This window comes from Reyranella sp. GW821-FHT12G01 (genome assembly GCF_058806575.1).
Genome location: NZ_JBXAPV010000001.1, coordinates 3,650,207 through 3,674,640 on the forward strand (window position 1 = coordinate 3,650,207; position 24,434 = coordinate 3,674,640).

Sequence of the window (24,434 nt, forward strand, 5' to 3'; positions counted from 1 at the left end):
CCGCTACTTCCGGGTGCCCTGGATCGCCTGCCAGACACGCTGCGGCGTGGCCGGCATCTGGATGTTGCGCACGCCGAGCGGCCACAGCGCGTCCATGATCGCGTTCATGACCGTCGGGGTCGAACCGACGGTGCCCGACTCGCCGACGCCCTTGGCGCCGATCGGATTGCTCTTGGCCGGCACCGTGTCGTCGAGCTGGTTGTTGAAGGTCGGGAAGGTCCCGGCGCGCGGCATGGCGTAGTCCATGAACGAGCCGGTCATGAGCTGGCCGCTCTCGCGGTCGTAGACGTTCTCTTCCAGCAGCGCCTGGCCGATACCCTGGGCGCAGCCGCCATGGATCTGGCCGAACACAATCGGCCGATGCAGAGGCTTGCCGACATCGTCGACCGTCGTATAGCGCTTCAGCTCGACCATTCCGGTATCGGGATCGATCTCGACCTCACCGACATGGGCGCCGTTCGGCCAGGCGATGCCGTCGACCGTGTTCACGTTCTCGATGAAGATGCGCTTGTCAGGCTGCTTCGCCGCCAGCTCGCCGAGGCCGATGCCGCGGTCGGTGCCGGTGATGGTGAAACGGCCGGCCGAATAGACGATGTCGGCGGTCGCCGCCTCCAGCGCATCGGCCGCCAGTTCCTTGCCCTTGTCGACCAGCTTCTCGCTGCCGCTCAGCACGGCCGAGCCACCGATATAGGCCGAGCGCGAACCCATCGAGCCGACGCCGCCGACGCGATCGGAATCGCCCATCGCGATCTCGATGTCGGCCGGGTCGATGCCGAGCAGTTCCGAGGCGAGCTGGGTGAAGCTGGTCTGCAGCCCCTGCCCCATGCCCTGGGTGCCCATCCAGATCACGACCTTGCCGTTTTCCTTCACCTCGTAATGCGCCATCTCGTTCATGACGTTGGCCGAGGTCCATTCGACGTAGGAAGCGAGGCCGCGGCCGTAGAGCTTGCCGCGCTTCTCGGCCTCCGCCTTGCGCGCCGCGAAGCCGTCCCAGTCGGCCGCTTCGAGCGTCTTGGTGAGGAAGAGATTGAAGTCGCCCGAATCGTACTTCTCGCCCATCGCCGTCGTGTAGGGCATCTGCGCGGGCGTCACGAAATTGCGCCGGCGCAGTTCGGCCGGGTCCATGCCGATCTGCCGCGCCGCCGTGTCCATCATGCGCTCGAGATTGAAGATGCACTCGGGACGGCCGGCGCCGCGATAGGCGCCGATGGTGGCGGTGTTGGTGATGACGCAGGTGATCTTGAGATCGATCAGCGGGATGTCGTAGGTGCCGGTCGTCACCTTCGGGCCGACGAACAGCGGAATGACCACGCCGCCGCGCGACGGATAGGCGCCGATGTTGGCGAAGGCTTCCATGCGCAGCGCCAGGATCCGGCCATCCTTGTCGAAGGCCATCGAGGCCTTGTGGAACTGGTCGCGGCCGGCGGTCGTGGCGGCAAACTCCTCGCCGCGCTCGGCGCGCCAGCGCACCGGACGCTTCAGCACCTTGGCGGCCCACACGGCCACCGCTTCATCGGGCTGGATGCCGACCTTCATGCCGAAGCCACCGCCGATGTCGCGCACGACGACGCGCACTTTGTCCTTCGGCATCTTCAGGATGACGTCGCACAGCGTATCGCGCGTCACGGAGGGGTTCTGGCTGCCGATATGGACGATCAGCCGGTCGTTTTCCCACTCCGCCATGACCGCGCGCGGCTCCATGGCATTCACGATCAGGCGCTGGTGAACGATGTCGAGCGATACGACGTGCGCGGCGTTCTTGAACGCCTCCTCGGCCTTGTCGTTGTCGCCGAACTTGTTGTAGCCGGCGATGTTGCCGGGCGCGCCCTGCCAGACCTGCGGCGCGTCGGGCTTCAGCGCATCCTCGATCTCGGTGACCGACGGGAGCTGCTCGTACTCGATGTCGACCAGTTCGACGGCGTCCTGCGCCTGCTCGCGCGTGTCGGCCACGATGGCCGCGACCGCTTCGCCGACATAGCGGACGACCTCGTGCGCCAGCGAGCGGCGGGGGGTCATCTCGGGCTTGCTGCCGTCGGCCGCCGGAAACATCGTCGGGAAAGCGAAATTGCCGACGCCTTCCTTCTCCATGTCAGCCCAGGTGAAGACCGCCACCACACCCGGCGCCTTCTTGGCAGCCGAGGCATCGATCTTCAGGATTTTTGCATGGGCGTGCGGGGAACGAACGAGGACCACATGGGCCTGATTCGGCCTCGAGAGGTTGTCGGTGAAGCCACCCGTGCCCGTCAGGAGCCGGTCGTCTTCGACACGCTTGATGTACTGAGCCTTGCCAAACACCGCCATACGCCACTCCCGCCGCGAAATCCCATCCGGATCGGCCGGACTATAGCGGCGGAGGCGCGTCCTACAAGCCAGCGCGACGCATGGCCCCGGCGCTCAGTGGCGAAGGCTGGGCATTTCCGGCAGCGGGACGATGCGAATACCCGCCGCCTCCAGCCCTTCACGGACGGCCGTCGAGACAGTCACGGCCGTCGGACCGTCACCGTGCACGCAGATGGAATCGACCTGGCAGGGGATGCGCTTGCCCGAGGTGGAGTAGATCGCCTGCTCGTCAACCATGCGGCGGACATGCTCGACCGCCTTGGCCGGGTCCTTGATCATCGAATTGGCTTCCTTGCGGGGCGTCAGGAAGCCGGCATCGGTGTAGGTGCGGTCGGCGAAAACCTCTTCGGCGACGCGCAGGCCAAGCTTGCGGGCGGCCTTGCCCTGCTCGGTATTGGCCTGGGCCAGGAAAATCAGGTCGCGATCGACCGCGCGCGTGGCCCGCGCGATCGCCTCGGACATCTCGACGCTTTCCGCCGACATGTTGGCCATCATGCCGTGCGGCTTCATATGGGTGACCTTGGTGCCGTGGAGGGCCGCGATCGCCTGCAGGGCGCCGATCTGGTAGGCGATATTGGCCTCCAGTTCCTTGACCGACAGGTTGATGACGCGGCGGCCGAAACCCTGAAGGTCGGCGAAGCCCGGATGGGCGCCGATCGACACGCCGTTCTGCACGCAGAGCTTCACCGTATCGACCATCACGCCCGGGTCGCTGGCGTGAAAGCCGCAGGCCACGTTGGCCGAGGTCACGATCTTCAGCACCTCGTTGTCGTTGCCCATGACCCATGGCCCGAAGCTTTCGCCCAGGTCCGAGTTGATGTTGACGTGTCCGGCGTTGGTGGCTGCAGCCATGGGAGACTCCCTCAATCTGACGCGCTATCCTAGCAGATGTGAGCGTTCGGTACCTCTCCTGCGGCGACACCGCCTTCACCGTCGAATTCGGCAACGAAATCTCCCCCGAGATCAACGGCAGGGTCATGGCGCTGCATGCCGCCATCGGCCTGGCCCGCGAGGCCGGCGAGATTTCCGGGGTCGTCGAGACCGTTCCCACAATGCGGTCCCTGATGGTCACCTACGACCCGCTCGTGACCTCCCGGTCCGATCTCCAGCCCCAGGTGGATGCGCTGGTCGCCCGCGGGCTTCCCGTAGGCGCGAAGAGCCGCCGGCTCACCGTCCCCTGCTGCTATGACGATCCGGAATTCGCGCCCGACCTCGCCGAGGTCGCCGAGCGCACCAAGAAGACACCCGAGCAGGTGATCGCCGCCCATCTCGCCTCGCCGTTCAAGGTCTATGTGCTGGGCTTCATGCCGGGCCTCGCTTATGTCGCGGGTCTGGAACAGTCCCTCTTCCTGCCCCGCCGCACCCAGCCGCGGGTCCGCGTTCCGCGCTCGTCGGTCGCCATCGCCATGGACATGACGACGATCTATCCGTTCGAGAGCCCGGGTGGATGGCACCTGATCGGTCGCACGCCCCTGTGGATGTTCGACCAGCGCCGTGAGCAGCCGGTCTTCCTGTCGCCGGGCGATTCGCTGGCCTTCCAGCGGGTCGATCGCAAGACCTACGACCGTATCGCCCGCGAAGTCGAAGCCGGCACCTTCGACTGGGCGAGCCTGGTGAAGACATGAGCGAGACCCCGACCGCGAGCCTGAAAGTCGTCCGGGCCGGCCTGTTCGATACGCTGCAGGATCTTGGCCGCATGGGCTTCATGGCGCTCGGCATGCCGACGGCCGGCGCGATGGACCGTATCGGCCTCACCCTGGCCAATGCCCTCGCCGGCAATCCGGCGAACACCGCCGGGATCGAGATCGGCGTCATGGGCCCCGATCTTCTGGTCGAGGCCGACAGCGTGCGCGTGGCACTCGTGGGACCGCTCTCGCCGATGCTGCTCGATGGACCCAACGCCACGCCGAAGCCGCTGGAGTCGGACCGCAGCCATCTCCTGAAGCGCGGGCAGATCCTGCGTGTCGGCACGATCGAGGGATCGAGCTCGGCCTATATCGCGATCGCCGGCGGTTTCGCCTTGCCGCTCTTCATGGGCAGCCTGTCGACCTATTCGCGGGCCGGCGTCGGCGGCTTCGACGGCCGCAAGCTCGCCGCCGACGACGTGCTGCCGCTCGCGCTCGCGAATGCGCCGGCGGGCAACCAGCGCAAGCTCGCCGAGCCGTTCGACTATGGCAGCGGGCCGCTGCGCGTGATCTGGGGCCCGCAGGAGGAATATTTCAGCAAGGAAGGTCGCCGCACCTTCGTGGAGTCCGAGTACCGCGTCTCCAAGGAAGCCGACCGCATGGGCATCCGCTTCGAAGGCCCGACGATTGCCCACGCCAAGAGCATCGACAAGGGCGGTGCGGACATCATCTCGGACGGCATCGCGCCCGGCGCCATCCAGGTGCCAGGCGCCGGCCTCCCCATCGTGCTGATGGCCGACCGGCAGACGGTCGGCGGCTATCCCAAGATCGCGACCGTGGCTTCCGTCGACCTGCCGCGGCTGGGTCGGGTGCTGCCGGGCCAGACGGTGCACTTCACGGCCATCACGGTCGAGGAAGCCGAGGCGCTGCGTCGCGACCAGGAGAAACGGTTGCAGGCCGCGATTGCGGGCTTCGTCGTGGCGCGCCCGCCAGGCGGTATCGACCTCGCCCGGCTCTACGAAGAGAACCTGATCGGCGGTATCGTCTACGAAAACGCATACGAGGAAGCGCCGTCATGAGCTGGCAACCCGAAATGGACGAACTGCGCCGCCGTCAGGAGATGACGAAGCGCATGGGCGGCGCCGACAAGGTCAAGCGCCAGCATGATGGCGGCCGCCTCACGGTGCGCGAGCGCATCGAGCGGCTGCTCGACAAGGATTCCTTCCGCGAGATCGGCAGCGTCGCCGGCAAGGCCGAGTATGACGGCAAGAACGACCTGGTCGAGCTGACGCCCGCCAACGTCGTGATGGGCCGCGGCAAGATCGACGGCCGGCATGTCGCCGTCACCGGTGACGACTTCACCGTGCGCGGCGGCTCGGCCGACGCCACGATCAAGGAGAAGTCGAACTACGTCGAACGCTACGCCAACCAGTACCGCATTCCCGTCATCCGCCTGATCGAAGGCTCGGGCGGCGGCGGCTCGGTGAAGACCATCGAGACGACGGGCCGCGCCAACGTGCCCGGTGTCGCCGGCTGGGAATGGGCCGTGCGCAACATGGGCGCCGTCCCGGCCGTGGGTCTCGGCCTCGGCTCCGTCGCGGGCCTCGGCGCCGCGCGCCTTGCCGCCACGCATTACTCGGTGATGGTGAAGGAAGTCTCGGCGATGTTCGTCGCCGGGCCACCGGTGGTGAACCGCCTCAGCCCCAAGCAGTACGACAAGCAGGAACTCGGTGGCTGGGAGATCCAGCTCCGCGCCGGCGCGATCGACGAAGCGGTCGACAGCGAGGACGAGGCCTTTGCCGCCGCGCGCCGCTTCCTCTCCTACCTGCCCTCTTCCGTCTACGACGCGCCGCCGCGCGGTCCCGTGACCGACGATCCGGCGCGCCGCGAGGAAGCGCTGTTCGACGTGATCCCGCGCGACATCCGCAAGGTCTATCGCATCCGACCGATCGTCGAGAAGGTCGTGGACCAGGGCAGCTTCTTCGAGATGGGCAAGCTCTACGGCCGCTCGGTCGTGACCGGCTTCGCGAGAGTCGACGGCTGGCCCGTCGCGGTGATGGCCAGCGACCCGATGTTCTATGGCGGCGGTTGGACGGCCGATGCCTGCCAGAAGGTGACGCGCTTCCTCGACTTGGCGGAGACTTTCCATCTCCCCGTCGTCTATTTCTGCGACTGCCCCGGTTTCCTGATCGGCCTCGAGGCCGAGAAGAGCGGCGTCATCCGCCAGGGCGTGCGCGCCATGTCGTCGATGTTCCAGACGACCGTGCCGTGGTGCACCTTCATCATCCGCAACGCCTTCGGCGTGGCGGGTGCCGCGCACCAGAACGGCTCGCGCATGAACTGGCGCTACGCCTGGCCGTCGGGCCGTTGGGGTTCGCTGCCACTGGAGGGCGGCATCGAGGCCGCCTATCGCGCCGACATCGACGCCGCCGACGATCCCAAGGCGAAGATGGAAGAGATCGGCGATCGCCTGAACAAGCTGCGCTCGCCCTTCCGCAGCGCCGAGAGCTTCTGGATCGAGGAGATCATCGATCCGCGCGACACGCGCAAGATTCTCTGCGAGTTCGTCGAGCTGGCCGCGCCGGTACGCGGCAGCGGCCCCGCAAACATGTGGATGCGGCCTTAGGTTCCCTCGCCGGACAGGCGAATACGAAAAATTCCGCGGTTGTCGGACGCGTGGTCTGACTCCATCTTCGGTGCGTGCCGCTTCATGTGTCGTCGTTCCTCGAACCGGTCCTGCGGCTTCCCGCGCTGACGCTGCGGCTGCTCTGGCGCTACTGGCCGCAATTGATGGCGCTGTGGGCCGCCGGGATCATCGGCAATCTGCTGCTCAACGAATTCGCCGCGATGATCGGCCGCCTCAACACCCTGGCGGGCCTGTCGACTCTGTCGCTGGTCGTACTGCTGAAACTCGTCATCATCGTCGGTTTGTTCGAGATCGTGCGGCCCGCCCTGCCCGCGCTCGATTCAGCGGCGCAGGGTACGACCAACCAGGCACCGCCCGCCGAGACCGCTGCCTCAGAGCCTGTCGGCTTCGCCTCCGTTCTCACCCTGACCTTGGTGCCCTTCTTCGCCTTCTACGCCGGTTGGGGGTTTCTCAGCGACACGATCCGGGATTACTCGAAGCTGTCGCTCGACCTCATGATGGCCGGCGAAAGCGGCAACCTACTTAAGGTGTCGGGCGGCACCTGGCTGTTCGTCTCGGTGGCCGTGGCCTGGGCCGTGAGACGCTTCGCGAAGTTCATGCACAAGCGCTCGAAGGCGGCGGTTTGGCCTCTCGTCATCGTCATCTGCGAAGCCAACTGGGCCTTCATCGCCCTCTTCGTCGTCTCCAACTGGGAGGGCGAGATCCGTGCATGGATCGGCCAGATGGCTGCGCGGATCGGGGTGTTCCTGGGCTTTCTCGATCCGATTCGCGAGGCCGCGGCCAACACGCTCTTCCCGCCGCCGCCCGAAGCGACGACGGCGCCGCTCTCGAAGCGCCTGACCTCGCTCTTCTTCTACGGCCTCTATCCCGTCGTGTGGATGACGCTGGCGGCGGTCGTCTACGGCTACGACATCAGCAATGCCAGGCCGCTCGGCGAAGGCCGCCTTTCCCGCGCGATTTCGCGCTGGCAGGCTCTGCCGAAAGCGGTGCGGGACTTCGCTGCGCATTTCATTGCCGGTACCATCAAACGCTACCGGGCGCTTGCCGAGGGCGTGGGCCTCACCTTGCGCTCGGGCCTCGGCCTGTTGCTCACGACCATCGTGCTCTTCCGACTGCTCGACTGGGGTTCCGCCTGGGCTTGGTACGGCATCACCCAACTCGTCGGGCCGCACGAGTTCCGGCTCTGGCAAATCATCGCCCAGGGAATCTCACTGTTCCTCGGCGGCCCCAGCGCGCCGGGTGACGGGTTGCTCGTCATGCCGATCAAGATATGCCTGCTGGCCGCCGCCCTCGAGATCGGCTTTGCGCAGGGCCGCGAGTGGCACAGCCGACGCTGAAGATCAGTCGAACTTCAGCGGAAAGGCGATCGCCTCGGGGCGCGTCCCGACGAAGCTCAGCCGGGCCTTCAGGGACGGCAGGATATCGGCCGGCACGACGAACTTCTCTTCGATCGTCACGCTGGCGCCCTTGGCTGGCGGATGCAGCGAGGTGATGCCGCAGCCATCGACGGGCTTGGCCTTGCGGTCGAGGTCCCGGCTGATGTCGCGGGAAAGGATCGGATCGAGCGGCAGCCAGCGACGCCCCTGATCGTCCATCAGCGTGAACCGGCACTGCGACCATCCCTCGCCGATCTGGTCGCGCGCGATTGCCGTCAATTGCACGATCACCAGACGCATCTGACCGGGAAACGTCACCTTCGTATCGCGCCCGTCCCCGATCAACCGGACCTTCTCGACCTGCCATTCGGCGCCGGCATAGGCCTGTCCGGCGATGGCCGGCCGCGCGCTCGTTTCGATCTGCTGAACGTAGTCGCCGACGTTGCGCCGGGCATTCACCGCGAAGGCCGCCACCAGCAACAGCGGCAAGGCGATCAGCGACAAAAGCCGCAGCTTTTTCTCCCGCCTAGAGTCCGTCATTGCCGATCACTGCCTTGTCGCGCACCGCGATCTTCTTCGTGTCGAGAGCGATCGTGATCTCGTCCTGGAGCTGCGGCCCATACTGGCTCGACAGCAGCAGCGCCATGTCGGAGGTTTCCTGTTCCGGCAATTCGAAGACGAGAAGACCGGTCGTCGGCAGGCCCGGCTGTACCGCTTTCATCGACAGGAGCTGCGGCGCCCCGTCCGCGCGACGCGTCTGCCGGTAGAGGCGGCCGGAAGCGCCGCGGATCGTCGCCGCTCGGATCGGCATCGTCTGCTGGCCGACCCGCGTCTCGACGGCGAGGAGCAGCCAGACGCCGCCCGTCTCCCGTTCCACGTCCTTGCCGAAGCGCTTGTAGGCGATCGTCTTTGCCTGCACCGCTTTGTCGACCCGGGCGCTGAAGGTCCGACTGGCAACGGTGTCGCCCTGCCCGCCCGACGTGCTGATCGGGCCGGTCAACATCGCGTAGGGCGGCGTCGTCGATTGCAGGAACAGCAGGATCGCACCCGCCAAAGCGACCATCAGCACCGACGACAGCAGGCGCCTCATCGACCGGCCTCGGTGCCTGGCGCGAGGGGCAGATCGACGACGGCGACCGGCTTGGCAGGAAACCAGCCGGGTGCCGCGTAAAGATTATCCTTGGGCTTGAAGGTCGCGCCGACGACAGCGAGCTTCACCTGCGCCGGCAGCGCCTGGTCCTGCGGGACCTGCCAGACCACCTTCACCTGCTCCGGCATCATGGGCTGCATGTCCCAGAGCAAGGCCCGATCGCGCATCAGGTAGAACAACGGCTTGGGAGCGTCCGCGACGTTCTCGATCTTCAGCGCATCGCCATAGATGTTCGAACTCTCGGCGGACCGATTCTCGAGAACCAGATCGACAACCAGCGCCTTCTTGCCTGCCGGCACGTGCGACCCGTCGGGCATTTGCGGTGCGACGCTCGCCGACGTCACGGTGACGTTCCAGCGGCCCGCATCGATGGCCTTGCCGGGATCTACCGTCGGCACCTCGCCCGCCGTGCGGCTCTGGTAGATGGAAAACGTGAATGACAGGAAGGCGGCAAGCAGTCCGCCAATGCCTGCCAGAATCTTCGTCGTAAACGCTCTGTTCGCCTTGCCGAACAAAGATTCCTTCATCGTGCGATGCCTGTGATCCTCGACGGGGTCCGAAGCGCGAGCGGTCACTTCATAGATAGGCACTCGCGCCGGCGCGGCAAGCTCAGCTTCGCCAGCTATATCCCTTCAGCTTCGGCAGGAGTCCGCAGGCCGGCTCGAACGGCGGATTGCTGAGATAATCCTGGTCGGAGACGACGTAGGACTGGCCGGGTGAACGGCTGACGACGGCGCTCAGCGCCGGATAGGTCCAGTCCTGGAAGAACAGCTTGTTCGGCCAGTCATGCAGCGGCAGCGTCTCGGCCCGCACCAGGCCGTGGCTTTCGTTCACGACGATGCGCAGCCGCTCGATATAGCCGTTCCACAGCCGCGTCAGCGCGACGTCGGGCACCGCCGCCGCCGCGACGAGAACGGCCAGCAGCAGCACCATGCGCCGCGCCACTTCGGGCTGACGAACGACCGCAAAGACCCGCGGCGGATCGCGGCGCGCCACCTGCACCCACATGCCGACCAGCAGCGCCGCCAGCAGCATACCCGCGGCCTGGCGCGCGACGTAGTGCGACGGTGGATAGAGGATCGACGGGCTGTGCACGACCCGCCACCAGGGCGACAAAGCGAGCAGGATTGCGATGACGCCCATGACGATGGTCGGGCCCCGCCCCTGCAGCCAGCGCGGTCGCCACAGGCCCGCAAGCGCGCAGATCAGGAAGCCGATCAGCGGAATCTCGAATTGCATGTTCTGCCAGAAGTCGACGCTGGTGGACCGCACCTTCATGAAGTGCGGATGGTCCCAGTAGTCGACGATGGTGATCGCCGAGATGAGCGCCGCGCCGCTGAAGGCGAGCGCCGCCAGCGCGCTCAGGGCCCTCGTCGGTCCGTCGCTGCCGCGTCGCATCGACCACAGGATCGCGGCCGCCACGAGGGGCCCGAGATAGATCATGGCCTCGTAGGACCTGAGGCACAGCAGGCCGAAGGCCAGCAGCATCACGGCATCCCGGCGGCTGTTGCCATCGGTCGTGACCAAGATCGCCATGACCGCCGTGATGCAGGCAAAGGCCACGTTGTACTCGCCGACGATGAAGAACGAGGTCGGCAGGTAGACCGCGGCGATGATCGCCAGGATCGCCGCCAGCAGCACGGGATCGCGACGCACGCGCATCACGGCCAGGTGATAGAAAGCCGTCGGCAGGGCAAACAGGGCCGCTGAGTAGGCCATGGCCAGCAGCCTGGTGTCGCGCACGCCCAATTTGTCCAGCAGGAGGACCGGGGCCTGCGTCACCCAATCGACATGGGCACGGGCGGCGTAGAAGTCGTGGAAGCGGCCCTGGTCGATCAGGTTCACCAGGAACGACGCGCCGTCCCAGAACAGGGCACGGCACGTCAGCGTGTTGTGCAGCGCGAGTACCCAGAGAAGCAGGATGACAACCCGGGCGGCGGCGACGGGCGACATGGCGGCCACGCTCAGTCGCGCCAGATGTAAGAGCCGAGGGGATAGGGCTCGGCCGGCGGGAAAGGCTGCCAGGAATTGAAATCGCGCGGCGGCGCGATGATGCCGTCGCCCTTCTTGGCGCGCAGGATCAGACTTTGGCTCGGCAGGATCCAGGACTCTACCAGCGTCTCCAGGGGCCGGCGGGCGAGCGGTGTGTCGTCGAATTCGATGACCCCACTCTGGTTGCGAACGATGGTCCGCACTGTCTCCAGATAGGTGCGCCACTCGAGCGTCAGGTACGCATTGGAGGGCAGGATCGCGATCACCATCAGGCAGCCGAAGGCGAGCATGCGGCGAGACACTTCGGGTCGGCGCAGGGCGACGAACGAGGCGATGCGGGTGCCGAGCGGCGAGGTGTAGATCCAGATCAGCACGACGATGGTCGCCGAGACGAGGCCCGCGATGCTGCGTGCGGTGTATTGCGACTTGGCGTGCGGCCGCACCAGCGTGTCGGTCAGCACCAGCAGCGGCGACAGCGCCAGCAGCAGCAGGAAGAAACCGGCAAAAAGATAGGGTTTGCGGCCGGCTAGATCCTGCGGGCGGAGCGCCGCCCAGCCGAAGATGACCAGGGCCGCGCACATCGCCAGATCGAACTGGACGTTCTGCCAGGCATCGAGCGCCGTCGCGGCCGTGCGGCTGAGATGATCCTCCGAGAAGGGATGGATCAGCGAGTTGGCGGCCACCAGCATGCCCCCGAGGAACGGCAGGATCGCGAGCAGGTAGAGGGTGGTGGGGACGGCCGGCCGCGACCGCATCCGGTAGACCGTCCAGCCAATCATCACGGCCAGCAGCGGCCCGAGATACAGCATCACCTCGTAGGCGCGGATCGCCAGCAGGCCGACCGCGACCAGGAAGGCGCCGTCGGCTACGTTCAGTTCCTTGGCCGTCGCCAGGCGGACAGCCACGACGATGCCGATGGCATAGGCCGTGTTGTATTCGCCGACGATGAAGAAGGAGGTCGTCATGAACACGACGCCGATGGCCGCCAAAACCGCCGCCAGCAGGATCGGGTCGTCCTTCACCCGCATCAGGGCGAGGTGATAGAGGGCGGTCGGCAGCGCAAAAAGGCCCAGCGACAACAGTTGCGCCATGAGATGCAGGTCGGTGACCCCCAGGAACACCGCCGTCAGGATCGGAACCTGCCCCAGGACCATGGCGAACAGGCGGGGATCGTAGAAGTCGAAAAAGAACTCCCGACGCGCGATCTGCACGAGGAATGCAGATCCGTCGACGAAAAGTCCCCGGCATTCCCAGCTGTGCCAGAGCACCAGGGTCCAGAGAAGGCCGACCGTGGCCCTGTATGCGACTGTAGTTGTTGGCATTTCCCCGCGAGCGGGCCTACAGGACCCTCGCGGGGGGCGCAAGCGTTGACGGCTTGCAGCGTCGATGGGGCGCTGTTAGCAAGGCGCGGCAAACGAGGATGGCGGATGCTCAGTTGGGAGAAAATCGACGCGATTCCGGGCTGGTTCATGTTCCAGTCCTATTGCGTCTGGCGCGCCTTGCTCGATCAGCAGGCCAATATTTCAGGCGATCTGTTCGAGATCGGCGTCTGGCGGGGCCGTTCGGCCTCCGTCCTCGCGTCCTATCGCAAGGGCAACGAGAAGCTTTATTTGTGCGACCTCAGGCTGGATGAACCGGCCGTCCGCCGCTCGATCGAGTCGGTCGGCGCCCAAGCCACGAACATCGTGCCCCTCTCCGGCCCGTCGGCCGACCTGCCGGCCAAGCTCGACCTGCAGGCGATGCACCAGTCGGTGCGCTGGTTCCATATCGACGGTGAGCACACCGGCACGGCGGTCTACCGGGAACTGGAGTTCGCCAACCGGATCGTGAACACCGACGGCATCGTCGTGATCGACGATTTCTTCTCGCCGCGCTACCCGGCCAACACGACCGAGGTCATCCGCTTCCTCGAGAAGAACCCGTTCAGCTTCCGCCTGCTCGCGGTCGGGTTCAACAAGGGCTACCTCTGCCGCCCCGAGAGCCTGCCGCGCTACATGGACTTCATGGCGTCGGGCATGTCGCGGACCCTGCAAGGCTACGGCGCGAAGACGACGATCTTCAAGACGACCGGCCCCTGGGACACCGACGCCGTCGGCATCACCGACTATGTCGACGATGCCGGCGCCATCGCGGGCCCCGACAACGAGCCGCAGCGCTGGCACATGATGCGGACGCGCCATGTGTGGGGGCCGATGCGCCACCTCCAGAACGGCTGGCGGATGCTGCGCGGCCGCTAGGGCCGCGCCTTCCCCGCGACCGTCAGGCCGCGGGTTTCACGATCTTCATCTGCTCGTCGATATCGTCGGCGATGAAATTGCGGACGACCTCGTCGAGATCCTTGTCGGTCTCGAAGCCGAGCTTCCGCGACCGCGCCGAATCGATGCCCTGGGGCCAGCCGTCGCAGATCTTCTGGATCGCCGGATCGTGCTGCCACGTCACCTTGCCGACCTTGCGGTTGCCGGCGTGGCGCCCGACCGCCTGCTCGAGTTCCTTCGCCGTCACGTTGATGCCGTTCAGCAGCAGCGTTCGGCCTGGGCCGAAGGCGTCCGGCGGCAGGTCGTGCAGGCGCATGAAAGCGTCGACCGTCTTGCGCGGGCTCAGCACCACCATAATCGTTTCCGGCGTCACCGGGCAGACGACGTCCACGCCGGTCAGCGGCTCGCGAACGACCGAACTGGCCCAGGTCGACGCGGCCTTGTTGGGCAGGCCGGTGCGCACGCAGATCGTCGGCAGACGGACCGCCGTGCCGCGCAAAAAGCCTTTGCGGGTGTAGTCGCGGACCAGGAATTCGCCGATCGACTTCTGCGCGCCGTAGGACGTCTGGGGCGTGAGCGGCGTGTCGTCGGTCACGGCCGGCGGCAGATCGCCACCGAAGGCGGCCAGCGAGCTGGTGAAGACCACGCGCGGATTTGTGCCGAGCGCGCGGCAGGCTTCCAGCACGTTGCGCGTGCCCTCGAGATTGACCCGATAACCCAGGTCGAAGTCGGCTTCGGCGCCGGCGCTGACCACGGCGGCGAAATGGAACACCGTCGCGGCGCCCTGGACGATCGACTGCACCGTCGCGAAATTGGAGATGTCGCCGGCCACCGTCTTGATCCGCGGATCGTCGAGACCGGGTCCGCTCGCATGTCCCACGTCGAACAGCAGCAGCTCGCTCACCTTCTCCGGCTGCCCGGAAGCGCCTGCGATCGCGCCCTGCTGCAGGATGCGCCGGGCGAGTTTCTTTCCGAGGAAGCCGGCGCCGCCGGTGATGACCACCTTCATGTTCGTTTCCGTCCCGATTTCGTTGTGTCGATGAAAGTGTGCACAGATCGTCGCTCGCAGTCTATGTTTGCAGGCACATGGCAGGACCCAGCGACATCTATGTGTTCAAGGACGCCCTCATCGTCCTGGGAACAGCGGCCGTCGTCGCGCCCGTCGTGCACCGTCTCAAGATCAGCCCGGTCCTCGGCTTCCTGGTGGTCGGCGCGGCGCTCGGCCCGCACGGTCTCGGCCGGCTGGCCGACTATTCCCGCGCCATCGACTGGATGACGGTCACGGGCGAGAGGCAGATCGCCTTCATTGCCGACCTGGGCATCGTCTTCCTGCTCTTCTTCATAGGCCTCGAACTCTCGATGCGCCGCATGATCACCATGCGCCGCCTGGTCTTCGGACTGGGCGGGCTGCAGGTGGTCCTCTCGGCCGTCGTCATCAGCCTGGCGGCGCTCTGGCTCGGCCAGCCAGCCGCCGCCGCCCTCATCATCGGCACCTGCCTGGCGCTCTCCTCCACCGCCATCGTGATGGAATTACTGTCGGGCCAGCGCCGCATGATGTCGACCACCGGCCGCGCCAGCTTCGCCATCCTGCTGGCACAGGATCTGGCCGTCGTACCCCTCCTCTTCCTGATCAGCGCGCTGGGGGGACATTCGGAAGGCTCGGTCGTCCAGGGCGTCATCATCGCGGTGGTCGAGGCAGGCGTGGCCGTCGCGGTGATCGCGCTGGTCGGCCGGCTGGTGCTGAAACCGCTGTTTCGCCTCGCCGCCAGCACCGACAACCCCGAATTCTTCATGGCCGCGACGCTGCTGATCGCCGTCGGCTCGGGCGTGATCGCAGCCTTCGCCGGCCTCTCGATGGCGCTGGGCGCCTTCATCGCCGGATTGTTGCTGGCCGAGACGGAATACCGCCGCGCCGTCGAAGCGATGATCGACCCGTTCCGCGGCCTGCTGCTCGGCGTGTTCTTCTTTTCGGTCGGCATGCATATCGACCTGAGCTTCATCTGGCGGGAACCGTTGCTCGTGATCGGCGGTTTCATTGCCATGATGGTCGCCAAGACGGTCCTGCTGATCCCGCTCTGCCGCCTGTTCGGCGTGCCCTGGGCCGCCAGCGTCGAGACCAGCCTGCTGCTGGCGCCGGGCGGCGAATTCGCCTTCATCGGCATCGGCCTTGCCTCGCAGTTCGGCCTCGTCGCGCCCGGTGTCGCGGCGGGCGTGCTGGCCGTGGTGTCGCTCACCATGGGCACCCTGCCGTTCGTGTCGCTGTTCGCGCGCCGCGCCGCCCAGCGCGTGGCCAAGCAGGTGACGGGCGACGCACCGGCGACACCGCTGCCGCCTGCCGATCATGTGAAACGCGTGATCGTGGTCGGCCACGGCCGCGTCGGTCAGCTCGTGTGCGACCTGCTCGACAAGCACGAAATCTCCTACATTGCCGCCGACCACGACGCGGTCAGGGTCGAACGCTGGCGCAAGCTGGGCCGCCCCGTCTATTTCGGCGATGCTTCAAACTCGCTGTTCCTGCAGCGTTGCGGCGTCGACGAGGCAACCGGCGTGATCGTCACCATCGATACCGCGGCCGTCGACGACGTGGTGCGTGCCGTGCGCGCCCGCCGGCCCGACGTGATGATCGTGGCGCGCGCACACGATGCCCAGCATGCCCGCCATCTCTACACGCTCGCGGTCACCGACACGGTGCCCGAGACGATCGAAGCCAGCCTTCAGCTCGCGGAGTCCGCGCTGGTCGGGCTGGGCGTACCGATGGGTCTCGTCATCGCCTCGATCCACGAGCGCCGCGAGCAGGTGCGCAACGAATTGCAGACTGCCGCCGGCGGCACCGGATCGATGACCGCGCAGATCCGCCGCGCCCGCCGCGAGAAGGCAGGCCGGACGTGAAGGTCATCAGCTGGAACCTGCTGCGTCTCACCGGTGCGGCCGTCGAGGACGTGGCGACCCTTATCAACATCCAGAAGCCCGATGTCCTGCTGATGCAGGAAGCGACACAGCATATCGAGAAGCTACCGGAGCTAGTCGGCGGGCATTTCTACCGGCTCTCCTGGCTGGGACGGATCCACGGGCTCGCTGTCTGGAGCCCGACGCATTTCCCGCGTCCCGTGGCGCTGTCGCTGCCGGCATCGCGCCTGCCCGGGCGGCTGCCGCGCCGGCGCGCGCAGATCTTCCAGATCGGCGACATCACTTTCGCCAACGTCCATCTCTCGCACGGTCAGCTTCTCAACCGGCGCCAGCTCGCCCGCATCGCCGCCGCGTTGCAGGGCAAGCCGTCGGCCATCATCGGCGACTACAACGCCGTCGGTCCGGTGATCCTGCCGGGCTTCGCCGATGTCGGCCCGCGCGAGCCGACTCACCTTTCAGGAAACGTCATGCCGGTCCGACTCGACCGCTGCCTGGCTCACGGGCTCGTCTGCCGCGCCTCCGCCGCGCTCGACTTCGGCCCCTCCGACCATCGGCCGATCAGGCTCGAGCTGAGCCTTGCTGGCCCTCATGCCGAACCCGCGCCGGCGCGGGCCCGCAAGGACCGGCTGCGCCGTTTCTACAGGTAGGGCTGCAACAGCCGCGCCGCGCTGTTGCGCAGGCGGATCGGCAACGGATCGCCGTCCATCTCGGCCAAGGTCAGGCGCCGTTGCGGCGTGGTCGCCGCCACGATCTTGCGTGCAAACTCGACATCGTGCAGTTCGACATTCAACTCGAAGTTCAGCCGGAAGCTGCGCGTGTCCCAGTTGGCGCTGCCGATGAACGACCAGGAATCGTCGATCGTCATCAGCTTTGAATGATCGAACGGCGCGGGCAGCAGCCAGATCCGGCAGCCCACCTCGATCAGCGGCCTGAGCGGCACCTGCCGCGCCCAATCGAGGATCACGTGGTTGGAATTCTCCGGCAGCAGGATGTCGACCTTGATGCCGCGCATGGCCGCGAGCCCCAGCGCCATGGTGAGCGGTTCGCCCGGCAGGAAGTACGGCGTCACCACGCGGATCGATTCGCGCGCGCAGGAGATGGCGTGCAGCGTCGCGAACTCGATCTGCTCCATGTCCTCGTCGGGGCCTGACGGTACGACCCGCGCCGACACCTGGCCGATCGGCTCGAGCGGCGGGAACCAGTCCTCGTCGGGAAGCTGCTCGCCTGTGGTGAACAGCCAGTCGTCGGCGAACGCGTCGGTGAGTTGCTCGACCACGGGGCCTTCCATGCGGAAATGCGTGTCGCGCACCGGATGGGCCGGATTGGAGGCCTGGACGTTCTCCTCACCGATATTGAGCCCGCCGGTGAAGGCCACGCGGCCGTCGATCACCAGCAGCTTGCGATGGTTGCGCAGGTTCAGGAACGGCGTGCGCCACGGGAAGTACGAATGCAGGAATCGCGCGACCGGCACGCCGGCCTTGTGCAGGACGTCGTAGGTGCCCGACCGGAAATAGCCGCTGCCGATCCCGTCGATCAGCACCCTTACCTTCACGCCGCGCTTCTGCGCGTCGATCAGCGCCTGATGGAACTTCCCGCCCGCCGCGTCGGCCCGGAAGATGTAGCTGCAGAGCCCGACGCTCTTCTGCGCGCGGCCGATCTCCTCGAGCATGCGGGGATAGGCTTCGTCGCCACTGTGCAGCATCTCGACGATGTTGCCGGGCATCGACGGCAGGCCCGTCAGGCGTCCGATCGCATATTCGAGCGGTGTCAGCGAATCCGTCGCGACCGTGACGTCCGGGTCGGCGATGGCCAGCGGCAGGCGCTGGCGCCTCAGCCTCTGGGCGCGCCGCTTCACGCGGTTGATGCCCATGACGGCGTAGAGCAGCCCGCCCAGGAAAGGCGAAAGCCAGGCAATGCCGATCCAGGAGACCGCGGCGCCGACGCTGCGCTTGTAGAGCAGCACATGGATCGTGACAGCTCCGGCGATGGCAACGTGGGCCACCGCGGCGGTCGCGCCCACCAGCGCCGTCAGATTGTCGTCGAGAATCACTGCGCCATGTTCCCCGGCCCTTGCCTCTCGGCTGGTCGAGGAACCGTTTTAGCGACGACCCGTGTCGAATGCCATGCGTACCGCGAGCGTGGCCAGCACGGTGCCCATCAACCACCGCTGCGCGGCCATCCAGAACGGCCGGCCGGCGAGGAAGGCTGCAACGGAGCCGGCCGCCAGCACGATCAGCGCGTTGACCGAAAGGCTGATCACGATCTGGGTCGAGCCGAGCAGCAGTGTCTGGCCCAGCACGTCACCCCGGTCGGCGTCGACGAATTGCGGCAGCAGCGAGAGATAGAGCGCGGCGATCTTCGGATTGAGGAGATTGGTGAGCAGGCCCATGGCGAAAAGCCGCCGCGGGGAATCGGGCGGCAAGGTCCGCACTTCGAAGGGCGAGCGGCCGCCCGGGCGCAACGCACTCCAGGCCAACCAGCCGAGATAGGCTGCACCGGCCAGTCGCAGCGCATCGTAGGCGTAGGGTATGGCGAACAGCAGTGCCGTGATGCCGAACGCCGCCAGCAGCATGTAGGTGACGAAGCCAAGCGCCACGCCACCAAGGGAGATCAGTCCGGCGACCCGGCCCTGGCAGATCGAGCGGGAGATGAGATAGGCCATGTTCGGCCCGGGGGTGAGCACCATTCCGAGCGCCACCGCGCTGAATGCAACCAAGGCCGTCAGCGACACCATCTCATCCTCCCCCAAACGACTTTAGGCGATCGCCTTGATGGTCTTCGCCGTGATGTCGATGATCTCGTCGATCTGCGCCTTCTCGATCACCAGCGGCGGCGACATGGCGATGGCGTCGCCCGACTGGCGCACCATCAGGCCGAGTTCGAAGGCCTTGGTGAAGGCGGCGAAGCCACGCGTGCCGACCGGACCGCTCGGCGCCAGGTCGATGCCGGCGGCAAGGCCCAGGTTGCGGATGTCGACGACGTTCGGCAGGCCCTTCAGCGAGTGCACGCCGGCTTCCCAGTAGGGCGAGAGCTCGGCCGAGCGCTCGAACAGGTTCTCGTCGCGATAGATGTCGAGGACTGCCGAGGCCGCGGCGCAGGCCAGCGGATGGGCCGAGTAGGTGTAGCCGTGGAACAGATCGATCGCGTTCTCCGGTCCGTTCATCAGACCGTCGAACACGGTCTTGCGCACGAACACGCCGCCCATCGGCACGGTAGCGTTGGAGATGCCCTTGGCCACCGTCATCAGGTCTGGGATCACGCCGAACTTGTCGGCGGCGAAGCCGGTGCCGAGACGGCCGAAGCCCGTGATGACCTCGTCGAAGATCAGCAGGATGCCGTGCTTGTCGCAGATCTGGCGCAAGCGCTCGAGATAGCCCTTGGGCGGCGGCAGGTAGCCGGTCGAGCCGGCGCAGGGCTCGACGATGACGGCCGCGATGTTCGAGGCGTCGTGCAGGTTGACGATGCCTTCGAGCGCATCGGCGAGCTCGGCGCCGTGCTCGGGCTGGCCCTTGGAGAAGGCGTTCTGCGGCAGGTGCGTGTGCGGCAGGTGATCGACACCCGGCAGCATCGCGCCGAACCACTTACGATTGTTCACCATGCCGCCGACGGAAATGCCGCCGAAGCCGACGCCGTGATAGCCGCGCTCGCGGCCGACGAAGCGGGTGCGCGTGCCCTGGCCGTTGGCGCGATGGTAGGCCAGCGCGATCTTGAGCGCGCTGTCGACCGCCTCGGAACCCGAGTTGCAATAGAAGGCGTGGTTGAGATCGCCCGGCAGCAGGGCGGCGTGGCGCGCCGCCAGCTCGAAGGCCTTGGGGTGACCCATCTGGAAGGACGGCGCGTAGTCCATCTCGTCGAGCTGCTTGGCGATCGCCGCCTTGATCTCCTCGCGGCCGTGACCGGCGTTGACGCACCACAGACCGGCCGTGCCGTCGATGATCTTGCGGCCTTCCGGCGTCCAGTAGTGAACACCCTTCGCCTTGGCCAGCATGCGCGGGTTCTTCTTGAACTGCCGGTTCGCGGTGAACGGCATGAAGAACGCTTCGAGATTGTTGGCGGCAGGCGCGGTGTTCGGCGGCGTCATCGGCGGACCTTCGAGTTTGATGAAGTTGAGGTTACGCTATCACTTGTTCACGTCGACAACTACGCGGCCCCGTATCTCTCCTTTGAGGATTTTTGGGGCCAGCGCCATCAGATCGCCCAGCCCCGCCTCGCTCACGGTGCTGTCGAGCTTGTCGAGTGGCAGGTCGCTCCCGAGACGCTTCCACGCTTCCTCGCGCGGCGCCTTCGGCAGCATCACCGAGTCGATGCCGTAGACGGACACGCCGCGCAGGATGAAGGGCAGGATCGAGCCCGGGAACGCAGGTCCGGCCGCGAGGCCGCAAACCGCTGCCGCACCGCCGTACTTCACCTGCGCCAGCGCCCTAGCAAACATTACGCCAGAGACGGTGTCGACGACGCCCGCGAACCGCTCGCCGAGCAACGGGCGGTCCGCCGCTTCGGTCAGTTCCTTGCGATCCATGATGGTCGTGGCGCCCAGCGACTTCAGGTACTCGCCTTCCTGGACGCGGCCCGTGGCCGCGACGACCGTGTAGCCGAGCTTGGCCAGGATCGCGACGGCCACCGAGCCCACGCCGCCGGCCGCGCCGGTCACCAGAATCTCGCCCGACGCCGGCTTGATCCCGTGCTTCTCGAGCGCCATCACGCAGAGCATCGACGTGTAGCCCGCCGTGCCGATCGCCATGGCCCGCTTGGGCGAGATGGCGTCCGGCAGCTTGACCAGCCAGTCGCCCTTCACGCGCGCCTTGGTGGCGTAGCCGCCCCAGTGCAGTTCACCGACGCGGTAGCCGTTCAACACCACCTTGTCGCCGGCCCTGAAGGCGGCGTTGTCCGAGGTCTCGACCGTTCCCGCGAAATCGATGCCGCCGACATGCGGCCAGGTCTTCACCAGGCCGCCGCCCGTCGTGAGGACGAGACCGTCCTTGTAGTTCAGGGTCGAGTAGTCGACCTTCACGACGACATCGCCCGCCGGCAGTCTGTCATCGGACAGGGTTTCGATGGCGCCGCTGACCTTGCGGTCGGCACCCTGGTTCAGGACAAGCGCGCGGAACGTCATGATGTCTCCTCAGCGAAAAGCCGTCGTTCTGTAGCAAGGCGCCCGGTGTTCAAACAGTCCAGACGAGGCTCGCGTTTCGCGGACCGCGCCAGCGCATCCATCCGGCAGCCACGATCAACAGCGCGAATGCGATCGGCCCATGCGGGCTGGCGTGGGCGATCTGCAGTTGCCAGCCGAAAGCGACCAGCACCGCCATGTTGGCAAGACCGGAAACGTCCGACGGCACCCGCCCCGACAGGAGCAGGGCGGCGGCGATGAAGACCGCGGCGGCGAACGCGGCCCACGACGCCGTCTCGCTGACGAACGAGCCGACGCCGCCGACCACCGGATCGACCCAGAGCGTGTTGAGCAGCAATTCGACTCCGGCCAACTGCTGGGGATCGAGTTTTCCACCGGCCACCAGTCCCTGGACCACGAGGATCGTGCGACCAAGGCCAATGCCGCCGATCGCATCGAGTACCGTGAAGTAGATCACAAAGACGAAGAGCGCCGCCCGGGCGAGGCACACCGCAAAGCGTGCAGCCGCTCCATCCGCGGCGCCGATTCCATCGACCGTGAGCCAGAGGCCGACCGCGACGAGACCGACGGTCGGCGTCTGGATCATGTGCATCACGAACCACCAGTGAGGGCCGAAATAGCCCAACGCACTGAACTTTGCCTCATGATGCTCGGAATGCGACAGATACTGGTACATGCCGGGATCCGCCGTGAATCCCGAAGGATGAAACAGTTCGATCGAGATCAGGACCGCCGGGGCGACGAGCAGGCAGATCCACCACAGAACATTTTTCATTGCCGCCCCCGCTCACAGTTGCGTCAGACGATCATCGTTCGGCGACCTGTTGCCAAGCGCTATGTGCACGCAATATCCGTGAAATCGGCAAGCTAGAGACCGGAAACTCTTACAACCGGAATCCGAATCATCCCCGCAAAAAAAGCACCCCGGAGAGCCAGAGCCTGTTAAAGTAATTTTGTCATATAGTTACGGGGAGACAACGGGCGCTTCTTGCGTACCAAGTCACATGTTCGCAGATTTCAGCCTCCCCGTCCTATCGACGGTTCCGCGGTCGGGTACCTGGTTCCTGCGGTATGTATTCTCCTTCCTCTGTCATCTTGAACGCGGTGGTCGTCTCGACGACCTGCTGACCGGTGACGTCATCGGCAATCCGCAAGGGGCGGCCTTCGATTTCGCGCGCTTCAGAGGCGGCCCGCTGTTTCGGGTCGCGGGCGCGCTGCCGGCGGATCATCTGTTCATCGGCCATACTGTCTGTCCCGGGTTCAGCGACCTCGCGGGAACGACGAACTGGTGGAAGCAGACCAGCTTCCATGTGCCGGGCTACGACTGTCTCCACGAAGAGACGAACTATCGCAACACGCCGGTCGATCTGGCGGCGTACGACTATGCACCCGTCAAGGTGCCGGCGATGGAACGCGCCGCCCGCAAGGGGCGCGGGGCGCCGATTGCGCTCGTCTATCGCAACCCGATCGATCAGGCCTCTTCGTACTTCCGCTACTGCCAGGCGCACGTAAATCCCGCGTACCATACCTTTCGCGGGCGCCCGGTCGCCGACATGTCGTTCCGGGAATACCTGTTCGATGCGGCCCTGACTTCCTACGCACGCCAGTTCATTTCCTACCAGTACCAGGCGGCGCGACATCCGAGGCTGGTGAAGCTCATCCCCTACGAGAACCTGATCGACCGTCCGGTCGAGACGATGATGCACCTGCTCGCGCATTTCTCGGGCGTGCGGCGTGAATGGCCGATGCTGCCGGCGGTCGTGCGACTCGCGCGCAAGGAACACATGCGCGCCATCGAGGAGAAGCTGGGTCGCTCGCTCGACGGCACGCGCAATGGCGGCAACAGCCACATGCGTCCGTCGGATGATGCCGAGCGCGAACCGCCGGTGGACCCGGCCGTGCGCAACGAAGCGCTCGCGGTACTGGACGACATGGGCGTGGATTGCAGCCTGTTTGCCTGGCCGACCCATCGCTCCGCGTCGGTCCGACTGGCCTACCAGGACGACCTCAGGCGCCGGAAGAACGCCGCCAGGTAACGCCGACCGGCGGCGCTTCGGATAACCACATCGCAGTTGTGGCCATGAGGCGCTTGCCAAGTCGCAAGGCCGCCCCCAACTCTGCTGCTGCATGTCCTCTCATTTCGCTCTTCTGCCTCATCGCAGCGTCATCTCGATCGCAGGCGCCGACCGCGTCGAGTTCCTGCAGGGACTGATCTCGAACGACACCCGGAAGGTCGCGTCGGACCATGCGATCTGGGCGGCGCTGCTGACTCCGCAGGGCCGTTTCCTGAACGATATGTTCGTGGCCGACGCCGGTGGCGAAGTCTTCTATCTGGAGACGGAGCGCGAGCGCGCGCCGGCGCTCGCGAAGAAACTCAAGATGTACACGCTGCGCTCCAAGGTGACCGTCGAGGACAAGGCCGACACGCTCGAGGTCGTCGCGGCCTTCGGCGAAGACGCCTCAAAGGCGCTCGACCTCGAAGGCGCGGTGTCGTTCGTCGACCCTCGCCTGGAAACGCTTGGTGTCCGCGTCGTCGCGCCCGTGGGGCAAGCAGCGACGCTTCTATCTGCTCGCGGCTTCACGGAGGCACCGCTCTCCGCCTACGACGCGCTGCGCCTGCCGCTTGGCGTGCCCGACGGCAGCCGCGACCTTCAGGTCGAAAAGGCGCTGCTGCTGGAGAACGGTTTCGACGAGTTGAACGGCGTCGACTGGAAGAAGGGCTGCTACATGGGCCAGGAGCTGACGGCCCGCACCAAGTATCGCGCCCTGATCAAGAAGCGCCTGTTTCCCGTCAGGGTCGAGGGCGCATTGCCCGCACCCGGTACGATTGTCCATCGCGACGGCGAGGAAGTGGGCGAGTTGCGATCCGGCACCGGCGATCGCGCGCTGGCGATGCTGCGCCTCGATGCAGCGCGTGGCGGTGGTGGCGCGCTGATGGCGGGAGACGCGCGCATCGTGCCGGAAGTTCCGGACTGGATGCGCCTGCCCGAACCTTCGGCCCCCTAGCCGCA

At 66.3% G+C, this 24,434-nt stretch carries 22 protein-coding genes; 9 read left to right on the plus strand and 13 right to left on the minus strand.

What is annotated here, in order from left to right; translation table 11 throughout:
- Positions 1-3: 3 nt before the first annotated feature.
- A complete protein-coding gene (locus AC1RP5_RS17685; protein WP_493112650.1) occupies positions 4-2,301 on the minus strand; it encodes a xanthine dehydrogenase family protein molybdopterin-binding subunit in 2,298 nt (765 codons plus the stop codon).
- A gap of 93 nt (positions 2,302-2,394) precedes the next feature.
- Positions 2,395-3,192 (minus strand): LamB/YcsF family protein, encoded by a 798-nt coding sequence (locus AC1RP5_RS17690; protein ID WP_493112651.1) that lies wholly within the window; start codon positions 3,190-3,192, stop codon positions 2,395-2,397.
- A 38-nt stretch (positions 3,193-3,230) separates the two neighbouring features.
- On the opposite strand from AC1RP5_RS17690, the gene pxpB reads away from it, so the two are divergent.
- The 4 genes from pxpB (at position 3,231) to AC1RP5_RS17710 (ending at position 7,949) form a co-directional block, all read left to right on the plus strand.
- Positions 3,231-3,965, plus strand: coding sequence for a 5-oxoprolinase subunit PxpB (gene pxpB, locus AC1RP5_RS17695; RefSeq protein ID WP_493112653.1), 735 nt, complete (start codon positions 3,231-3,233; stop codon positions 3,963-3,965).
- A complete protein-coding gene (locus tag AC1RP5_RS17700; protein WP_493112655.1) occupies positions 3,962-5,044 on the plus strand; it encodes a 5-oxoprolinase subunit C family protein in 1,083 nt (360 codons plus the stop codon). Before pxpB ends, AC1RP5_RS17700 begins: the two co-directional genes overlap by 4 nt.
- Positions 5,041-6,591: an acyl-CoA carboxylase subunit beta gene (locus AC1RP5_RS17705; RefSeq protein ID WP_493112656.1), complete on the plus strand. Its 1,551-nt coding sequence runs from the start codon at positions 5,041-5,043 to the stop codon at positions 6,589-6,591. Before AC1RP5_RS17700 ends, AC1RP5_RS17705 begins: the two co-directional genes overlap by 4 nt.
- 86 nt (positions 6,592-6,677) lie before the next feature.
- Positions 6,678-7,949, plus strand: coding sequence for a hypothetical protein (locus AC1RP5_RS17710; protein ID WP_493112657.1), 1,272 nt, complete (start codon positions 6,678-6,680; stop codon positions 7,947-7,949).
- 3 nt (positions 7,950-7,952) lie between these two features.
- Here the strand turns inward: AC1RP5_RS17710 and AC1RP5_RS17715 are convergent, their stop codons facing one another.
- The 5 genes from AC1RP5_RS17715 to AC1RP5_RS17735 form a co-directional block, all read right to left on the minus strand.
- Positions 7,953-8,528, minus strand: a complete 576-nt coding sequence (locus AC1RP5_RS17715) for a hypothetical protein (RefSeq protein ID WP_493112659.1) — start codon at positions 8,526-8,528, stop codon at positions 7,953-7,955.
- Complete coding sequence (locus tag AC1RP5_RS17720; protein WP_493112661.1) at positions 8,515-9,078, minus strand: hypothetical protein; 564 nt, start codon at positions 9,076-9,078, stop codon at positions 8,515-8,517. The genes AC1RP5_RS17715 and AC1RP5_RS17720 overlap by 14 nt, the downstream gene beginning before the upstream one ends.
- Positions 9,075-9,665, minus strand: a complete 591-nt coding sequence (locus AC1RP5_RS17725; RefSeq protein ID WP_493112663.1) for a hypothetical protein — start codon at positions 9,663-9,665, stop codon at positions 9,075-9,077. Before AC1RP5_RS17725 ends, AC1RP5_RS17720 begins: the two co-directional genes overlap by 4 nt.
- 82 nt (positions 9,666-9,747) lie before the next feature.
- Complete coding sequence (locus AC1RP5_RS17730; protein WP_493112665.1) at positions 9,748-11,091, minus strand: hypothetical protein; 1,344 nt, start codon at positions 11,089-11,091, stop codon at positions 9,748-9,750.
- 11 nt (positions 11,092-11,102) lie between these two features.
- Positions 11,103-12,341 (minus strand): hypothetical protein, encoded by a 1,239-nt coding sequence (locus AC1RP5_RS17735; protein WP_493112667.1) that lies wholly within the window; start codon positions 12,339-12,341, stop codon positions 11,103-11,105.
- A gap of 216 nt (positions 12,342-12,557) precedes the next feature.
- Here AC1RP5_RS17735 and AC1RP5_RS17740 point away from each other — a divergent pair, with 216 nt between their 5' ends.
- The gene (locus tag AC1RP5_RS17740; protein ID WP_493112669.1) at positions 12,558-13,367 is read left to right on the plus strand and encodes a class I SAM-dependent methyltransferase; all 810 of its coding nucleotides are present in this window, start codon (positions 12,558-12,560) and stop codon (positions 13,365-13,367) included.
- A 22-nt stretch (positions 13,368-13,389) separates the two neighbouring features.
- On the opposite strand, the gene denD is transcribed toward AC1RP5_RS17740, so the two are convergent.
- Entirely contained in the window at positions 13,390-14,394 is a 1,005-nt protein-coding gene (gene denD, locus AC1RP5_RS17745; protein ID WP_493112670.1) for a D-erythronate dehydrogenase, read from the minus strand.
- A 77-nt stretch (positions 14,395-14,471) separates the two neighbouring features.
- On the opposite strand from denD, the gene AC1RP5_RS17750 reads away from it, so the two are divergent.
- Both AC1RP5_RS17750 and AC1RP5_RS17755 read left to right on the plus strand, forming a co-directional pair.
- A complete protein-coding gene (locus AC1RP5_RS17750) occupies positions 14,472-16,274 on the plus strand; it encodes a cation:proton antiporter domain-containing protein (protein ID WP_493112672.1) in 1,803 nt (600 codons plus the stop codon).
- Positions 16,271-16,939: an endonuclease/exonuclease/phosphatase family protein gene (locus AC1RP5_RS17755; RefSeq protein WP_493112673.1), complete on the plus strand. Its 669-nt coding sequence runs from the start codon at positions 16,271-16,273 to the stop codon at positions 16,937-16,939. The genes AC1RP5_RS17750 and AC1RP5_RS17755 overlap by 4 nt, the downstream gene beginning before the upstream one ends.
- Here the strand turns inward: AC1RP5_RS17755 and AC1RP5_RS17760 are convergent.
- Genes AC1RP5_RS17760 through AC1RP5_RS17780 form a run of 5 tightly spaced genes read right to left on the minus strand, consistent with a single transcriptional unit; the run spans position 16,930 to position 22,198 of the window.
- On the minus strand, positions 16,930-18,342 hold the full coding sequence (locus AC1RP5_RS17760) for a phospholipase D-like domain-containing protein (protein ID WP_493112675.1): 1,413 nt from the start codon (positions 18,340-18,342) through the stop codon (positions 16,930-16,932). The genes AC1RP5_RS17755 and AC1RP5_RS17760 overlap by 10 nt on opposite strands.
- A 48-nt stretch (positions 18,343-18,390) precedes the next feature.
- Complete coding sequence (locus AC1RP5_RS17765) at positions 18,391-19,026, minus strand: LysE family translocator (protein WP_493112676.1); 636 nt, start codon at positions 19,024-19,026, stop codon at positions 18,391-18,393.
- A gap of 21 nt (positions 19,027-19,047) precedes the next feature.
- A complete protein-coding gene (gene aptA, locus AC1RP5_RS17770) occupies positions 19,048-20,373 on the minus strand; it encodes an omega-aminotransferase AptA (protein ID WP_493112678.1) in 1,326 nt (441 codons plus the stop codon).
- A 39-nt stretch (positions 20,374-20,412) separates the two neighbouring features.
- The gene (gene acuI / locus AC1RP5_RS17775; protein WP_493112680.1) at positions 20,413-21,405 is read right to left on the minus strand and encodes an acrylyl-CoA reductase (NADPH); all 993 of its coding nucleotides are present in this window, start codon (positions 21,403-21,405) and stop codon (positions 20,413-20,415) included.
- 49 nt (positions 21,406-21,454) lie between these two features.
- The gene (locus AC1RP5_RS17780) at positions 21,455-22,198 is read right to left on the minus strand and encodes a hypothetical protein (RefSeq protein ID WP_493112682.1); all 744 of its coding nucleotides are present in this window, start codon (positions 22,196-22,198) and stop codon (positions 21,455-21,457) included.
- A 229-nt stretch (positions 22,199-22,427) separates the two neighbouring features.
- Here AC1RP5_RS17780 and AC1RP5_RS17785 point away from each other — a divergent pair, with 229 nt between their 5' ends.
- A complete protein-coding gene (locus AC1RP5_RS17785; protein WP_493112683.1) occupies positions 22,428-23,459 on the plus strand; it encodes a hypothetical protein in 1,032 nt (343 codons plus the stop codon).
- Between the two features lie 91 nt (positions 23,460-23,550).
- Positions 23,551-24,429, plus strand: a complete 879-nt coding sequence (gene ygfZ, locus AC1RP5_RS17790; protein ID WP_493112685.1) for a CAF17-like 4Fe-4S cluster assembly/insertion protein YgfZ — start codon at positions 23,551-23,553, stop codon at positions 24,427-24,429.
- Positions 24,430-24,434: the final 5 nt, after the last annotated feature.

Excerpts from the sequence above, each read along its gene's own strand:
- AC1RP5_RS17750 (WP_493112672.1), top strand. The coding sequence starts at position 14,472 with ATGGCAGGACCCAGCGACATCTATGTGTTCAAGGACGCCCTCATCGTC.
- denD (WP_493112670.1), bottom strand. The coding sequence starts at position 14,394 with ATGAAGGTGGTCATCACCGGCGGCGCCGGCTTCCTCGGAAAGAAACTC.
- AC1RP5_RS17725 (WP_493112663.1), bottom strand. The coding sequence starts at position 9,665 with ATGAAGGAATCTTTGTTCGGCAAGGCGAACAGAGCGTTTACGACGAAG.
- ygfZ (WP_493112685.1), top strand. The coding sequence starts at position 23,551 with ATGTCCTCTCATTTCGCTCTTCTGCCTCATCGCAGCGTCATCTCGATC.
- AC1RP5_RS17730 (WP_493112665.1), bottom strand. The coding sequence starts at position 11,091 with ATGTCGCCCGTCGCCGCCGCCCGGGTTGTCATCCTGCTTCTCTGGGTA.
- AC1RP5_RS17705 (WP_493112656.1), top strand. The coding sequence starts at position 5,041 with ATGAGCTGGCAACCCGAAATGGACGAACTGCGCCGCCGTCAGGAGATG.
- AC1RP5_RS17685 (WP_493112650.1), bottom strand. The coding sequence starts at position 2,301 with ATGGCGGTGTTTGGCAAGGCTCAGTACATCAAGCGTGTCGAAGACGAC.
- AC1RP5_RS17785 (WP_493112683.1), top strand. The coding sequence starts at position 22,428 with ATGTTCGCAGATTTCAGCCTCCCCGTCCTATCGACGGTTCCGCGGTCG.
- AC1RP5_RS17740 (WP_493112669.1), top strand. The coding sequence starts at position 12,558 with ATGCTCAGTTGGGAGAAAATCGACGCGATTCCGGGCTGGTTCATGTTC.
- aptA (WP_493112678.1), bottom strand. The coding sequence starts at position 20,373 with ATGACGCCGCCGAACACCGCGCCTGCCGCCAACAATCTCGAAGCGTTC.
- AC1RP5_RS17780 (WP_493112682.1), bottom strand. The coding sequence starts at position 22,198 with ATGAAAAATGTTCTGTGGTGGATCTGCCTGCTCGTCGCCCCGGCGGTC.
- AC1RP5_RS17700 (WP_493112655.1), top strand. The coding sequence starts at position 3,962 with ATGAGCGAGACCCCGACCGCGAGCCTGAAAGTCGTCCGGGCCGGCCTG.
- acuI (WP_493112680.1), bottom strand. The coding sequence starts at position 21,405 with ATGACGTTCCGCGCGCTTGTCCTGAACCAGGGTGCCGACCGCAAGGTC.
- AC1RP5_RS17715 (WP_493112659.1), bottom strand. The coding sequence starts at position 8,528 with ATGACGGACTCTAGGCGGGAGAAAAAGCTGCGGCTTTTGTCGCTGATC.
- AC1RP5_RS17720 (WP_493112661.1), bottom strand. The coding sequence starts at position 9,078 with ATGAGGCGCCTGCTGTCGTCGGTGCTGATGGTCGCTTTGGCGGGTGCG.
- AC1RP5_RS17690 (WP_493112651.1), bottom strand. The coding sequence starts at position 3,192 with ATGGCTGCAGCCACCAACGCCGGACACGTCAACATCAACTCGGACCTG.
- AC1RP5_RS17765 (WP_493112676.1), bottom strand. The coding sequence starts at position 19,026 with ATGGTGTCGCTGACGGCCTTGGTTGCATTCAGCGCGGTGGCGCTCGGA.